Source organism: Methanohalobium evestigatum Z-7303 (genome assembly GCF_000196655.1).
GTDB classification, from domain to species: domain Archaea; phylum Halobacteriota; class Methanosarcinia; order Methanosarcinales; family Methanosarcinaceae; genus Methanohalobium; species Methanohalobium evestigatum.
Window position 1 is genome coordinate 281,194 of sequence record NC_014253.1, and the last position, 13,441, is coordinate 294,634.

Sequence of the window (13,441 nt, forward strand, 5' to 3'; positions counted from 1 at the left end):
AATTAGCTCATTTTAAGAGGGTTTACTTTCATATACTCTCTTAAAAGTGTTGTAGCATAGCTCCCTTTTGGAAGTGTAAATTCCAGTACAGCTTTTGATTTGCCGGGATTTAACTCATCTTCATCTGCTTTAAATGAGGGTTCAGTGTGGAGTAAAATTTCTCTTCTTACACCTTTGGATGCCAACTCCGGAGTTGAAGGGACTTTAAAATCTTCTAAGGTCAATCCAGTCTCGTCAAATATCTTTTTTTCTATTTCACCGGGTTTCCCGGAAGAAAATTCTGTCTGATATCCTATCAATGGGGCAGTTACAAAGGCGCGCTTTCGTTTGATAAGGTTGTTCATCCCATCAATATTTGTCGATGTTACCTCCTGAATACGGGAGGTGTCCGGTAAACCAGCTTTATTTCTAAAACAGACAATATCTCCTTCTACAGCTCTGTTAAGTGGCAGTCCTTCCTTTATTCGCTGGCACAAAATTTTGTTAAACAGATAGGATTGATAAGCGTGCACAAAAATTCTTTGTATGTTTCTTGGAAGCACATTAAATGCACCACTATAATCATCCGGATTTTTAATCAGATAATCCATCATCGAACGTTCATATCTAAGCCTTAAAGGATAGAGTTTTAATCCCTCAATATAGTCCCTTGTTTCATAGACATATTTCCTTGCTGATTTTGTATCTTCGGGTTCTTCTGGAAACGCAAAGGCAATGTATTTAAGCGCGGCATCTTCTGGATCGCCTCTTACAAGTGATTCACCAACTATATGTGTGACTGGGCGTGTAGAACCAAACCTCTGGACACCGAAAAAGTTTGGAATGCCTTCCATTTGTTTAATGTCTTTGGTAATAATCTCAAGCTGGTTATACAACTCATCTATACTATGGTCGGTGTTTCTTACTGTAATATAGAATTCATTTCCTATTAGGTCACCGAGTTCTATAGATTTATCTGACCTTCCTATATAATTCATCTCGGAATCTTTTAAAGTAACATTATTTATGTCTTCAAGGCTTAAATCGTAAATGCTTATTTTCTGGGTTGTAACAGCTCGCTTGTCTTTTGTTCCTGCAAATCCAATTCGTTTCTGACTGATTCCCAATTTGCGGGTAAGGTCTCTTATAAGATGATGTGTCTCCCAGTTACTTTTTTTAAGTTCAAGAACAAGGTATTTACCAGTGTCGCCTTCTTCACGATTTGTAATTTCTTTTACAATAAAATCATCAATTTCCTGCCTCAAAGTACCACCAATTCCATTGGTGGATGTTGTATACAGATCAATGCCAATTTCTTTTTCAATATCATGAACTTTCATAAATCTTCACTCTTATATTAAATGTAATCAAAAATTAATATCAGGCTTTTAGATGAACCAGATTTTTTGAGTTAATATATTGCTGAATACCCATCCAAAAACAAAAACCAATAAAAAAACCTGTTTAATTATCTTTTTCATTTAACACAAATTATATTATATAATTATACAAGTTTCAGGTTGCCGGTGAAACTGTCAAGTTCTTCTACTTTTGCAGGTCCTATTCCCAGAGCTGTAACAGTACCTGCTGGTATTTGTGTATGTCCAGCATCACTTATCAGTGCAGTGGGTATCTCTTTTTTTTCTGCTATTTCTTTTAATTCATACAAATCCTGTAAGCTGGGGACTTTAAGAACCACCTTTTTTTGTCCACCATTTTTCCAGTTTTCAATGGTGGATTTACTTGCTTTTTCTACTGAAGAAACAGCTGCATGTGCTGCCTGAGTTGCAAGTTTTCCTTTTGAAAGTTTAAGGTCTTCTCTTATTATAATACACTGTTTGTAATCTATCATTTCAGTCCCTCACTTGTTTTTGAATGTAGTCCATTATATAATCAGCAGGGTTAATTCCCAATGATTTGTATATTCCTGCACCTGATGGTGTACCATTGACTTCAAGTAGCATGGTTTTATTGTTACCTTCAATCAGGTCAACACCAGCAAATACAGTACCGATGGTTTTGGCAGCTTTTATGGATATTTCTTTCTGGCTGGGGGTAAGTGAACACCGTTGGCAAGAACCTCCCTGGCTTAAATTGTTTAACCATTTTCCATCAGGAGCGGTTCGATATATGGCACCAATCACCTTGCCATCAACTACATAAGCACGGATGTCTCTTCCCATGTTGGGGATATATTCCTGGATATAAAGCATTCCTTTATTATCAATTTCATTTTTAACCATTTCTTCAATCTGTTTTGGGTTAGTTGTATTATCTGGTTCAATAATTGAATAGTTTTTAATTCTTATAATGCCTATGCCCTTGAATCCGAACACGGGTTTTATGATTGCATCCCTGAAATCATCCAGTGTTTTTAACGCACTTTCAACGCTTTGAACAACCCTTGTACAGGGTACAGGCAGGTTTGCTTTTGCCATAAGGTATGTGGAATAATATTTGTTAGCCGCGTTTTGTATTGATTCAGGAGTATTTACAATAAGTATCCCTAATTCATACAGCTGTCGCAGAACATCAAAACGAAAACTTACGCTTTCTATTGAACCAGCCCCTACATCCCTAACTACCACAGCATCCAGTTCGGATAAACTGTTTTCCCTTAAAGAATAACGGATTGTGGAGCCTATAGATACTTCTATATTTTCCAGATTTATAAAAACAGGGTTAAAATTTCGTTCTTTTGCAGCATTGTACAGAGCTCTGGCGGTCCAGTCGTTGTTATCTGTTACTATTATCCCTATTTTGGCCATTATATTTTCCATCAATATGGAAGTATTTATTTATATCCTTTAAAAACGGTAAATTAAAAATTTATTCATGTTTTTGAATCTGTTTCTAGGTCTATTTCCAAACCGCCGATAAAACCTGCAATCAGGTTGTATATTACAGCGATAATAAGCCCTAATACAAAACCCATGATACCATAAAAGACCGGCATGGTTATTATGGCAGCAGCACCAAATAGGTAAGCAGGACCACCAATTGCATTCCCCATACCTATATTTCCTGCAATAAGCGTTACAAAGCTTACAATAACACCGATTATCAAACCTATGACTGCATATATGATTCCTAGAATTTTTCCAAGAGATAATTCACCTATTCTTTTTATAATAGTATTTGCCATTTTATCCCCCTATTGATGAGTGCAATAATTAATTTGTAATCTGGGCTGGAAAAACTTTATTGTACTCTTATAAAATAACTATATATCAGACGTGCTCTATAGCCTTTAAAAGCAAAAAAGCCATTACAAGTATAATCAGCATCAAAACAGGGTCAACAAGTTTTAATGTAGAGGCATCATCTTCTATTCCTGCATCGTGATTCCAGTTTGTGACTTTTTTGATGTTGTTTATTAGATGGTTTTTCTCAATCGGATTACTGTCAGATTTAAACTTTTTGTATTCAAAAGAGTGAGGTGTTATATGGATTGATAGTGTCAGTATCAAAACAAATAAAACCAAACTTCTTATTTTTATAATTCTATTTTCAATTCAAACTCTTCATATGAATTATATTTAGTGGGAAATATTATAATTCATTTTTTGACTCTAAATTTAATATAAAAGTTTTTAATGTATATATTGGTTAATTGTTGATTTTTATAAAGTTAAATAAAACCCCGATGTCTTTAGCATCGGGGTAAAGCAAATGGTCAAAAAAAATATAAGTATTTTGCTAAATGATTGTATAATGCATGTATCTGACCCAGAAGAACCATCTCCGTACTGATAAGCAGACGTATGAGAGACCTTGAAGAGGTTGACCAAACTGTCCAAGAACCTGTACAATTTCACATTGTACACTATCAGGCAGTACTTCTTCAACTATGGAAAATACCTTAATAAGAATACCGCTTATTATACGGTCAAAGAGAACGAAAATTACAGATTAATGCCATCTCAGGTTGCTCAGAATACTGTGGAAACTGTAGATGGCAGTATGAGATCGTTTTTCAAACTTCTGGATAAGGAAAGAAAAGGTGAATATGAAAAGCCAGTTTCCCTTCCAAAGTATCTGGATAAAGACGGTAACTTCATATGTACTTTCAAGAAATATCAACTGAAGGTTATCGATGATAAGATAAGGTTATCATTGGGTTTGGATTATTACAGAACTTATGGAACCAAGTATCTATACTTCAAGATACCTGACAACATAATAGGTCAATACATCAATCAGGTCAGGATCGTCCCGAAATACAAGGGTAGATGGTTCGAGATAGAATACGTATATCATGAAGACGGGGAGATTGCTGAACTTGATTATAATAACCATCTATCGATAGACCTTGGAGTGGACAACTTTGCAACCTGTGTAACGACCAGTGGGACTGCATTCATATTAGACGGCAGGGGTATCAAATCATACAACCGCTGGTGGAACAAGGAGAAGAGCAGGTTACAGTCAGTCTACGATAAACAGGATGTAGATGATGGTATCAAGCTGGATAGATTCTCTAATAAAAGGTTCTGGAAGATAAATGATCTCATGAACCAGTGTGTCAACCACATCGTTAAACATTGTCTGGAAAATCGGATTGGTAATGTTGTGATTGGAGAGATGAAAGAAATCAAACAGGAACAAAACATCGGAAAGCAGAATACCCAGAACTTCCAGACAATACCATTTGCTAGGTTTAAATATAAATTAGCTTCTAAGTGTGAATATCATGGTATAAAGTATAACGAAGTAAACGAAGCTTACACTAGCAAGGTAGATGCACTGGCGTTGGAACCCATCAGAAAACATAATAAATACCTTGGTAAAAGAACTAAGAGAGGAATCTTCCAGTCATCTACAGGTAGACTGATCAATGCCGATATCAACGGTGCATTGAACATCTTGAGAAAGGTAATCGGTGATTCCCTTGCAGGGATAACCGATAGTGGGGACGTGAACTCCCCGGGAAGAATAAGGCTTTCCTGGTAACCTTCTTCCGAAGTCGCTGAGTCTTTAGCTCAGCGGTAGTTCACAGTGTAAACGCCCTGTAGCCTTTATTTTTTGCTATGCATTCTGGAATGTCTATAACCTGTTTTGAATTATCTATTACCGCTCCATCAGAGGTTGCGATGATATAATCAGAACTATTATTTTTCAAATCAAAGTCCACATGTCTTGAGGTTCTAGCGTATCCTTTAATTGAATAGTTTTTAAGCTTTTCACTTACAAATCTGGCAAGTTCGCCACTTTTACTAATCTGCTTATCAAATAGTATAATAACTGAATTTATCTGATATTTTAAAAGAAACGTTATTATCTCATCGATTGCTTTATAGGTCACATCTGTAATTTTGAATTTATTAAAAATACCTCTTGTATCCCTGAAAAATCCATCATCACTTTTCCAGAGTATGTAATTTTTCAGTAAACTCTCAACTGTGATGAATACGTTGTAACCATCAATAATGAGGTTCATATTGTTGATTTGGTTGCATTCTATTTTTATTTGTTTTCTCAGTTTTGATCTATTGGATGATACAACCACTCTTGTGAGTATATGCCTTTCTTCCTCATTTAAACGGTAATGATTTCCGACAAATTGTATTGTACTGGTTCTTGGATACCCTCTATTGAATAAATATCTAACATCAACAGCAGGTTCTGACAGCTTTTGTCTGAGATATTCAATTGAATGGGGATTATTTTGCATCGTAATCGTTTTTATGTCGGCAAGATTTATAGGTGTTGTAATCTTAAACAATTTATTAAGAGGTAACAGTACATGGATGTGTTGTGGCTAAACCAGAGTGATGTTAAAAATGTCCTTGATATGAAATCCACGATAGATGTGGTTGAAAAAGCATTTGAACAGCATGGTTTGAAAAGGGTACAGATGCCGTCGAAACTGTATCTTTATTTCAATAAATACAATGGCGACCTTAGAACGATGCCTACCTATCTGGAAGATATGGATATTAGTGGTGTAAAAATTGTAAATGTTCATCCTGATAACCCATCCAGAGATTTGCCGACTGTGATGGCGACAGTAATCCTTAACTCAACTGAAACGGGTGCACCTATTTCAATAATGGATGGAACATATCTTACGGATATGCGAACCGGCGCAGGCGGAGGGGTGGCTGCAAAATATCTTGCAAGACCAGATTCAAAAATTATAGGTATAATTGGCACCGGTAATCAGGCACGTTCGCAGTTGCTTGCACTGTCTCATATATTCAATATTGAGCAGGTTAAAATTACAAGCAAAAGCAGTAAGCATTGTGATGAATTTGAAAAAAGGATGAAACCAGTTGTTGGTGGGGATTTTACAAAGACTGACATAAAAGATGTATGCGATTGCGATATTTTAGTAACCACTACACCTGTAAGGGATCCAATAGTAAAATTTGAATGGATAAATGAGGGTACACATATTAATGCTATCGGTGCGGATGCCAGGGGAAAGCAAGAACTTGAATCTGAAATTCTTAAAAGTTCAAAGGTAATAGTTGATGATACGGAACAGGCATCACATTCAGGTGAAATCAATGTACCCCTGTCAAATAATATAATCTCAACAACCGATATTTATGGGGAACTTGGAGAAATAATAACCGGTCATCTTACAGGAAGGGAATCCAGAAAAGAAATAACAATATTTGATTCTACAGGGCTTGCGATTCAGGATATATCGACAGCAGACTTTGTTTATAGAAAAGCAGTTGAGAATGGTCTGGGCAATAAACTGAAAATGTTTTAAAATGGAAACCACATCAGGGATGTGGTTATTTCGATGCCATCATCATAGTAGATCTTGCAGTGCTGCTAAAATCTTCACGGATAATTTCAGCCCTGCATTTTTCGTTTACACATTTTTGTGGTTCGTCTCCTACCTTTTGATAGGTTCCACATTTTGGACATCTCTGCATAGTTTTTTTGGTTATTGACTTTGTGGAGTGCGGATCCATTCCCAGCATGCCATATAACATTCTTTCCCTCATTTTTAATCACCTTTTGCTGTATTTGGGCAGACATTTTTTTGTCTATTGTTTCTACACCCATGAAACCAAGTTTGCTTGATTTTTTGTGGGACTGCATACTGTATAACGAACCACTGCAACGTCTTAATAAATTTTTGAGACATGCTGTTCAGACATACCACAGTATACAATTTTGTAGAAACAGCAACATTGTGGGAATGCTATTATATATAACTGTTGGTCGGAATCAGGTGGATAAAATAATATCTATATGCAACAAATAACTTATATACCTGATAAAAATCATCTGTATTATGTCTACAAATAAAATTGATTATATAAAATCACTGGGGAGATGGGATTGAATAAAATCAATATGTATATAACATTGCTGTTATTTTGTACAATATTTCTGGGTATTGGATGTACAGGTCAGGATGGCAACAAACTGGATAATGGTGCAGAAAACTCTCAAATTGCACAGTTCGATGTATCCAGCAGTGTATTTGAAAACAATGAATCCATACCGGTAGCCTACACCTGTGATGGTGAAAATATAAATCCTCCACTACAGTTTTCCGGAATTCCGGATGATGCAAAGAGTCTGGTTCTAATAGTTGAAGATTCGGATGCACCAGATGGAGTATTTACACATTGGATAGTTTGGAACATAAATCCTGAATCAAATATAATGGAAAACAGTGTACCCGGGATAGAAGGGGAAAACAGTTTTGGTGAAGTTTCTTATGGAGGTCCATGCCCACCATCTGATACTACACACAGATACATTTTCGGGGTTTATGCACTTGATACAGAATTAAACCTTGATGGTGGAGCAAACAGACAAAATCTTGAAAATGCAATGGATGGTCATATATTGGCTAAAGGCGAACTCATCGGATTATATGGCAGATAAATTTACATTTCATTTTTTTTGTAGTATTCTTCACCCTGCGTTTGATTTGCAAACCATACTGTTCTTTGTGGGAAAGCAATCTCAATTCCGTTATCTTCAAGAGTTGTCTTTATTTTCCAGAGGAATGAGGTTCTCAGAGAGAACCATTCAGTTGCAGGTGCCCAGATTCTAACACTAAGATTCACTGCATTATTACCAAGATTGTCAACAAATACCAGTGACTCAGGATGTTTAAGGGCAAGTGGTTCTTTTTCAATAAGGTCTTTAATTATATCTATAGCCTGTTCAGCATCATCACTATACCTTATTCCTACAATATACTCAAAACGTCTGGCAACATTTGCTACATAGTTAGTTATGTTGTTTGTGAAAACTTTTTCATTAGGAATCCGTATGTACAAACCATCAAAGGTTCTGATGATGGTTGAAATCAGGTTGATGTCCTCTACAATTCCTATATTGTTATCGATATTGACCTGATTTCCTATTTTAATGGGTCTTTCCACAATCAGGAATATACCTGATATAAGATTGCCTACAATACTTTGACTGGCAAAACCAATAACAATACCTACAATACCCCCTGCGACAAGTAAACTGGACGGTTGTATACCTACAATAGGTAGTATAAATATTCCAATAGTAACCGTTATAATGCTGTAATATATTAATTTCAGGAATACGTTCAAACGGGATGGAGCAATTTTATCCTTAAAATATCTTCTTAGGTATACAGTAATAATTTTGCTTATAAAAAGAGCTATAAGAATAAATATAACTACACTGAAAATTTTTATTAAAATTTCACCGCTCTGGAATATGTAGTTGTAGAGTTCTTCAAGGTTCATATTCCGTTTTCCATAATGTATTTTGTAATATTTACAAACTTCACTTTACCAACATTATAGAGTTCTGTAGAGTTTGTCATGTTTTCCAGTATTGGTTGGCTAATGAAATCTGTTTCAGCCATATATTGTCCGGTAATTTTCATATTAACTTTCATAGATACTATTTCACTGTCGTAATATAATTTCATCCCGTACGCATTTAATACAGTTTTAGATACTTCCATCCATCTAACTGTTGAATTTGTTATCTGAAGCTCAAGGATACCTTCATAAAGCGGGTTTGTTTCAGGTATTGATAAATGGGTATCACTACTCCAGTATTTACAGATGGTACCGTTGCTTGGAGTACCGTATATTGAATATTTTTTCTTAGCAAGAGTAAAAAAATCAAGCACTTCATAATTATCTTTATTATCCGATATGAAAACACCGATTTCTATAGGGAAGGTAAGGTATATTTTTTTAATAGAACTGGGGCTGATAAAAATAGATTTTGTAAATTCGATAAGTAATAAAGAGGTTATTTTTTTGGGCAAATTTACAGGTTCAATAGGGTTGATAAGCAGATTACAATCTTCCTTGTGTATAATCTTTTCAATGTTGTCATTATTGTCATTATCATTTGTATTATCTCTTTTATAAAGAAAAACCCCATCAAGATTTGTACATGATAGGATAAACTCGTTATATTCAAATTTTAAAGGAGCGTTATGGTAACCATACATAGGTATCGTCAATATATATTGTTATTATTTACCTTATATATAGATTAAGAGGGCACAATCAATACTTCCGTATTTGAGTGTTTTACAACTTTATCGGCTACACTGCCAACCATGAAACGCTGTATTCCAGATAATCCTCTGGTGCCCATGACAATAAGGTCAACGTCATTTTTGTCAGCAAATTTAACAATTTCATCCCCTGGGTCGCCTTCAAGTATTACTGATTCTACTTCCAAATTTTCTTCATCACCCATCTTTTTAATGTAATTAGTTGCTTTTTCTCCTTCATCTCTCATCATTTCTCTGGCAGCCTCTACCCAATCAGGACCTTTGCGACCTGTAGTAACACTTACTGGATGTATTACATAAACTGCATATACTTTTGCACCTGTTTTACTGGCAAGATTTATCCCTGATTGTATCGCATTTTTAGAATTTTCTGAACCATCAGTAGCAATTAATATATTGTTGTATTTATCAACCATTTTATACTCCCCCTTATCAAATATTCAAGGTACAATCAATACCTGTTTATTAGCATTCATGACCACTTTTTCAGCTACACTGCCAATCAGGAATTTCTCAATGCCTGATTTACCCAGTGAACCCAAAACAATCAGGTCCATATCATTTTTCTCGGCAAAATTGATTATCTCCTCACTTGGGTTGCCCTCAAGCAAAATTGTTTCAACATTTACTCCGGTTTCTTTTGCGGCATCTTCTACATCTTTTGTTGCCTTTTTTCCGTCTTCGGTTAAATCCTGCCTGATAGATTCAGCCCAACTTCTTCCTCTTTGTGCGGCTGGTGCACTTACAGGTGGAATAACATATACTGCATATACATCGGCATTATTTATCTTTGCAATTTCTATACCTGAATTTACTGCATTTTTAGAGTTATCTGAACCATCGGTAGCAATAAGGATTTTTTTAAACTGGTCTTCTGTCATTGTATAATTCCCCCGTGTAAAAAGTATATGTTTGTGTATAATATAGTTTTTGGGGTTTTGGTAAAATTAATCGGTGTGGGAAAAGATGATAATTTTTCTATATTTTGATGTATATCTTTTTTATAGCAGTTATTATTTGAATTTAACAATCTGTAAACTATTTATTTCAGGAAATTATTCAGATGTTTCAACTAATATAAAGAGGGCTAATAATAATATGAACCAGAAAAATGGTAAGGTGTTCCTTGTTGGTTCAGGACCGGGTGACCCTGAATTATTGACTTTGAAAGCTGATAGGTTAATAAAATCAGCTGATGTCATGGTCTGCGACCAGTTACCGGGAAAAAAGATTCTTGAATCAATACCTGAAAGTGTTGAAAAAATAGATGCAGGAAAATCTGCAGGTGACCACAAATTATCCCAAAATGAAATCAATCAGGTACTTGTAAATAAAGCAAGAGAAGGTAAAACAGTCGTTCGTCTTAAAGGAGGCGACCCATATATATTTGGCCGCGGCGGAGAAGAAGCAGAGGAACTTATAAAAGAAGGTATAAATTTTGAAGTGGTACCTGGTATTACATCAGCTATAGCAGTACCAGCCTATGCAGGTATCCCTTTAACTCACAGAGACCACGCTTCAATGGTAACATTTATTACTGGACATGAAGACCCTACAAAGGATGAAAGTTCCCTTGACTGGGAATCACTTGCAAATTTTGAAGGTACTATTGTTATACTTATGGGAGTTAAAAGGCTTAAACAAAATGCACAACAGCTTATCAAACACGGTAAAAACCCAAAAACACCAGTGGCAATAATTGAAAATGGAACACATTCAGACCAAAGGGTGACGGTAGGTAGTATTGAATCGATAGCAGATATTGCAGAAGATAGAGGTGTTAAACCGCCAGCTATAACAGTAATAGGTGATGTTGTAAAACTTAGAAACAAACTTGGTTTTAATGACTAACAGAGGACTATGATGTTGTTAAAGAGGAATTTAATATGACTTCTAATATAAATCAAGATACTGGTCAAACACCAGTTATAGCCATCATGCGTCCGGAAATGTATCTTAACAAATCAGTAATATTGGCACAGGAGTATGGTTTTGAGACCTTTTCTGCACCCATGATTGAAATTGTAGATAAAAAAGATGCCTGTTTCGATGATTTTGTATACCGGGTGTTAAACGGTAAATCCGATTATGTAATCTTTACCAGTGCAAATGGTATCGATTTTACACTAAACAAAATTTCTGATGAAATCAAGCAGGAATTTTTGGTAGCTTTGAACAATACCAATGTATTGGCAATAGGTCCAAACACACAGAAAGCTCTTGAAGATACTGGTATAGAATGTATAGATTTGCCTGATTCATATAGTTCCGAGGGTGTTGTGGATTACCTCAGCCTTTATGTAGAAGGTAAAACGATTGATATAGCCAGAAGTTCACATGGTTCAAAATATTTGATATCTGGTCTCATTAACAACGGAGCAACGGTATTTGAAACCCAGGTTTATACACTGAATACCCCGGACAACATCACACAGAAAAACCTTATACGTTGTGCACTCGCGGGAAACATATCCGTGTTTGCATTTACAAGTTCTATGATTGTGCACAATTTCTTTACCAAAGCAAATGATGTTGAAGCAGAAGATAGGATTATAGAAATCTTAAACAGCAATGATACAACTGTGGCAGCTATCGGAACACCTACAGCCAGCACTTTAAAAAATTATGGGGTAAAAGTAGATATTGTACCGGAAAAATATCTTTTTGAAAATATGCTTGCTGATATCCATGATTTTATTTACGGTACTCAATAAATGTAATTTTATACAGGAATTAAAATGATAGGAATTTCAAAACTTTACTGTGGTACGGTAGAATCCTCAGATGCTTTAAGGTATGGATGTCTATCCAGTAAACTCCCATCTCACCTTCTGCAATTTTCCAAAGATAAAAAACCGGTAGTCGTCTGGAATGTGACCAGGCGGTGCAATCTTAAATGTGCACATTGCTATGCCCAGTCTCAGGATATTGATTACAGTGACGAGCTGACCACGAATGAGGGTAAAGAATTAATCGATGACCTTGCAGAGTTTGGCTCACCTGTTATCCTTTTCTCTGGTGGAGAACCACTTATGCGCCATGACCTTTTTGAACTTGTAAGATATGCAAGGTCAAAAGGAATACGTGCTGTTATTTCTACCAACGGAACACTGATTGATAGCGATATGGCAACGACATTAAAAGGTATAGGTTTGTCGTACGTAGGAATATCCCTTGATGGTGTGAAAGATACAAATGACAGATTCAGAGGTGTACGGGGTGCATTCAACGCAGCTCTTGAAGGCTTGCAAAATTGTCAGAAAGAAGGGATTAAAGTGGGTTTACGTTTTACCATGAATAAGGAAAACGTAGCAGATATTCCCGCATTATTTGACCTTATCGATGAGATGGATATTCCAAGAATCTGTTTCTACCATCTTGTCTATTCAGGAAGAGGTTCAGGTCTGATGGACAAAGACCTTTCACCAGAGGAAACGCGAAAAACACTTGATCTTATAATGGATCGTACAAAACAGCTTCATGACAAGGGTAAACAGGTTGAAGTACTTACAGTGGATAACCATTGTGATGGACCATATGTATATCTCCGTCTTCTTGAGGAAGACCCGGAACGTGCTGAAGATGTCTATCAGTTGTTGTCGATGAATAAAGGCAATTCATCAGGTATTGGAATAGGATGTGTGTCATGGGACGGTTCAGTTCATCCCGACCAGTTCTGGAGACATTATACACTCGGAAATGTGAAAGAACGAAAGTTTAGTGATATATGGACGGATACCAGTGATGATTTGATGGCTGGACTTAAAAATCGGAAGCCTCTTATTATATCCAATGCTGATCGATGTGCCAGTTGTAAATGGTTTGATATCTGTAATGGAAATTTCCGTGTCCGTGCAGAAGCAGTGCATAATAATGTCTGGGCAGATGACCCTGCGTGTTATCTAACAGAAGAAGAAATCGGTTATTATGAGGGATAAATAAAGAAACTAAAAGTTGAAA

The 13,441-nt window shown here is 35.9% G+C and carries 16 protein-coding genes and 1 pseudogene; 6 read left to right on the forward strand and 11 right to left on the reverse strand.

What is annotated here, in order from left to right:
- Positions 1-2 precede the first annotated feature (2 nt).
- From truD to METEV_RS01460, 5 genes are all read right to left on the reverse strand, one after another.
- Positions 3-1,319: a tRNA pseudouridine(13) synthase TruD gene (gene truD, locus METEV_RS01440; protein WP_013193785.1), complete on the reverse strand. Its 1,317-nt coding sequence runs from the start codon at positions 1,317-1,319 to the stop codon at positions 3-5.
- A gap of 164 nt (positions 1,320-1,483) precedes the next feature.
- Positions 1,484-1,831, reverse strand: a complete 348-nt coding sequence (gene pth2, locus METEV_RS01445) for a peptidyl-tRNA hydrolase Pth2 (RefSeq protein WP_013193786.1) — start codon at positions 1,829-1,831, stop codon at positions 1,484-1,486.
- A gap of 1 nt (position 1,832) precedes the next feature.
- The gene (gene mptN, locus METEV_RS01450) at positions 1,833-2,747 is read right to left on the reverse strand and encodes a tetrahydromethanopterin:alpha-L-glutamate ligase (protein WP_013193787.1); all 915 of its coding nucleotides are present in this window, start codon (positions 2,745-2,747) and stop codon (positions 1,833-1,835) included.
- A 65-nt stretch (positions 2,748-2,812) separates the two neighbouring features.
- Positions 2,813-3,124 carry a hypothetical protein gene (locus METEV_RS01455; RefSeq protein WP_013193788.1) on the reverse strand — a complete coding sequence of 104 codons (312 nt, stop codon included), beginning with the start codon at positions 3,122-3,124 and terminating at the stop codon, positions 2,813-2,815.
- Positions 3,125-3,209: 85 nt separating this feature from the next.
- Positions 3,210-3,449, reverse strand: coding sequence for a hypothetical protein (locus METEV_RS01460; RefSeq protein WP_157197248.1), 240 nt, complete (start codon positions 3,447-3,449; stop codon positions 3,210-3,212).
- A gap of 248 nt (positions 3,450-3,697) precedes the next feature.
- Here METEV_RS01460 and METEV_RS01465 point away from each other — a divergent pair.
- A pseudogene (locus METEV_RS01465) lies at positions 3,698-4,932 on the forward strand (RNA-guided endonuclease InsQ/TnpB family protein).
- Between the two features lie 40 nt (positions 4,933-4,972).
- Here METEV_RS01465 and METEV_RS01470 read toward each other — a convergent pair.
- On the reverse strand, positions 4,973-5,653 hold the full coding sequence (locus METEV_RS01470) for a DUF434 domain-containing protein (RefSeq protein WP_013193790.1): 681 nt from the start codon (positions 5,651-5,653) through the stop codon (positions 4,973-4,975).
- 72 nt (positions 5,654-5,725) lie between these two features.
- Here METEV_RS01470 and ala point away from each other — a divergent pair, with 72 nt between their 5' ends.
- Positions 5,726-6,703 carry an alanine dehydrogenase gene (gene ala / locus METEV_RS01475; RefSeq protein WP_013193791.1) on the forward strand — a complete coding sequence of 326 codons (978 nt, stop codon included), beginning with the start codon at positions 5,726-5,728 and terminating at the stop codon, positions 6,701-6,703.
- Positions 6,704-6,728: 25 nt separating this feature from the next.
- On the opposite strand, the gene METEV_RS12200 is transcribed toward ala, so the two are convergent.
- Positions 6,729-6,944 (reverse strand): hypothetical protein, encoded by a 216-nt coding sequence (locus METEV_RS12200; RefSeq protein ID WP_157197249.1) that lies wholly within the window; start codon positions 6,942-6,944, stop codon positions 6,729-6,731.
- A gap of 334 nt (positions 6,945-7,278) precedes the next feature.
- On the opposite strand from METEV_RS12200, the gene METEV_RS01485 reads away from it, so the two are divergent.
- Positions 7,279-7,839, forward strand: a complete 561-nt coding sequence (locus tag METEV_RS01485; protein WP_083810089.1) for a YbhB/YbcL family Raf kinase inhibitor-like protein — start codon at positions 7,279-7,281, stop codon at positions 7,837-7,839.
- A 2-nt stretch (positions 7,840-7,841) separates the two neighbouring features.
- Here METEV_RS01485 and METEV_RS01490 read toward each other — a convergent pair whose 3' ends face one another.
- From METEV_RS01490 to METEV_RS01505, 4 genes are read right to left on the reverse strand one after another with little or no spacing between them, the layout of a single operon-like run.
- Entirely contained in the window at positions 7,842-8,687 is an 846-nt protein-coding gene (locus METEV_RS01490) for a mechanosensitive ion channel family protein (protein WP_013193794.1), read from the reverse strand.
- The gene (locus METEV_RS01495; RefSeq protein ID WP_013193795.1) at positions 8,684-9,412 is read right to left on the reverse strand and encodes a DUF432 domain-containing protein; all 729 of its coding nucleotides are present in this window, start codon (positions 9,410-9,412) and stop codon (positions 8,684-8,686) included. Before METEV_RS01495 ends, METEV_RS01490 begins: the two co-directional genes overlap by 4 nt.
- 44 nt (positions 9,413-9,456) lie before the next feature.
- Positions 9,457-9,897, reverse strand: coding sequence for a universal stress protein (locus METEV_RS01500; protein ID WP_013193796.1), 441 nt, complete (start codon positions 9,895-9,897; stop codon positions 9,457-9,459).
- 24 nt (positions 9,898-9,921) lie between these two features.
- A complete protein-coding gene (locus METEV_RS01505; RefSeq protein WP_013193797.1) occupies positions 9,922-10,362 on the reverse strand; it encodes a universal stress protein in 441 nt (146 codons plus the stop codon).
- Positions 10,363-10,579: 217 nt separating this feature from the next.
- On the opposite strand from METEV_RS01505, the gene cobA reads away from it, so the two are divergent.
- Genes cobA through ahbC form a run of 3 tightly spaced genes read left to right on the forward strand, consistent with a single transcriptional unit; the run spans position 10,580 to position 13,419 of the window.
- Positions 10,580-11,332, forward strand: a complete 753-nt coding sequence (gene cobA, locus METEV_RS01510; protein WP_013193798.1) for a uroporphyrinogen-III C-methyltransferase — start codon at positions 10,580-10,582, stop codon at positions 11,330-11,332.
- 35 nt (positions 11,333-11,367) lie between these two features.
- Positions 11,368-12,195, forward strand: coding sequence for a uroporphyrinogen-III synthase (locus tag METEV_RS01515; RefSeq protein WP_013193799.1), 828 nt, complete (start codon positions 11,368-11,370; stop codon positions 12,193-12,195).
- Between the two features lie 24 nt (positions 12,196-12,219).
- The gene (gene ahbC, locus METEV_RS01520; protein ID WP_013193800.1) at positions 12,220-13,419 is read left to right on the forward strand and encodes a 12,18-didecarboxysiroheme deacetylase; all 1,200 of its coding nucleotides are present in this window, start codon (positions 12,220-12,222) and stop codon (positions 13,417-13,419) included.
- Positions 13,420-13,441 lie beyond the last annotated feature (22 nt).

Bases quoted from the DNA above. Each gene is read 5' to 3' on its own strand.
- mptN (WP_013193787.1), bottom strand. From the start codon at position 2,747: ATGGCCAAAATAGGGATAATAGTAACAGATAACAACGACTGGACCGCC.
- METEV_RS01485 (WP_083810089.1), top strand. From the start codon at position 7,279: ATGGGATTGAATAAAATCAATATGTATATAACATTGCTGTTATTTTGT.
- METEV_RS01470 (WP_013193790.1), bottom strand. From the start codon at position 5,653: ATGCAAAATAATCCCCATTCAATTGAATATCTCAGACAAAAGCTGTCA.
- METEV_RS12200 (WP_157197249.1), bottom strand. From the start codon at position 6,944: ATGAGGGAAAGAATGTTATATGGCATGCTGGGAATGGATCCGCACTCC.
- ala (WP_013193791.1), top strand. From the start codon at position 5,726: ATGGATGTGTTGTGGCTAAACCAGAGTGATGTTAAAAATGTCCTTGAT.
- ahbC (WP_013193800.1), top strand. From the start codon at position 12,220: ATGATAGGAATTTCAAAACTTTACTGTGGTACGGTAGAATCCTCAGAT.
- METEV_RS01505 (WP_013193797.1), bottom strand. From the start codon at position 10,362: ATGACAGAAGACCAGTTTAAAAAAATCCTTATTGCTACCGATGGTTCA.
- METEV_RS01455 (WP_013193788.1), bottom strand. From the start codon at position 3,124: ATGGCAAATACTATTATAAAAAGAATAGGTGAATTATCTCTTGGAAAA.
- METEV_RS01490 (WP_013193794.1), bottom strand. From the start codon at position 8,687: ATGAACCTTGAAGAACTCTACAACTACATATTCCAGAGCGGTGAAATT.
- cobA (WP_013193798.1), top strand. From the start codon at position 10,580: ATGAACCAGAAAAATGGTAAGGTGTTCCTTGTTGGTTCAGGACCGGGT.
- truD (WP_013193785.1), bottom strand. From the start codon at position 1,319: ATGAAAGTTCATGATATTGAAAAAGAAATTGGCATTGATCTGTATACA.
- METEV_RS01495 (WP_013193795.1), bottom strand. From the start codon at position 9,412: ATGTATGGTTACCATAACGCTCCTTTAAAATTTGAATATAACGAGTTT.
- METEV_RS01515 (WP_013193799.1), top strand. From the start codon at position 11,368: ATGACTTCTAATATAAATCAAGATACTGGTCAAACACCAGTTATAGCC.
- METEV_RS01500 (WP_013193796.1), bottom strand. From the start codon at position 9,897: ATGGTTGATAAATACAACAATATATTAATTGCTACTGATGGTTCAGAA.
- pth2 (WP_013193786.1), bottom strand. From the start codon at position 1,831: ATGATAGATTACAAACAGTGTATTATAATAAGAGAAGACCTTAAACTT.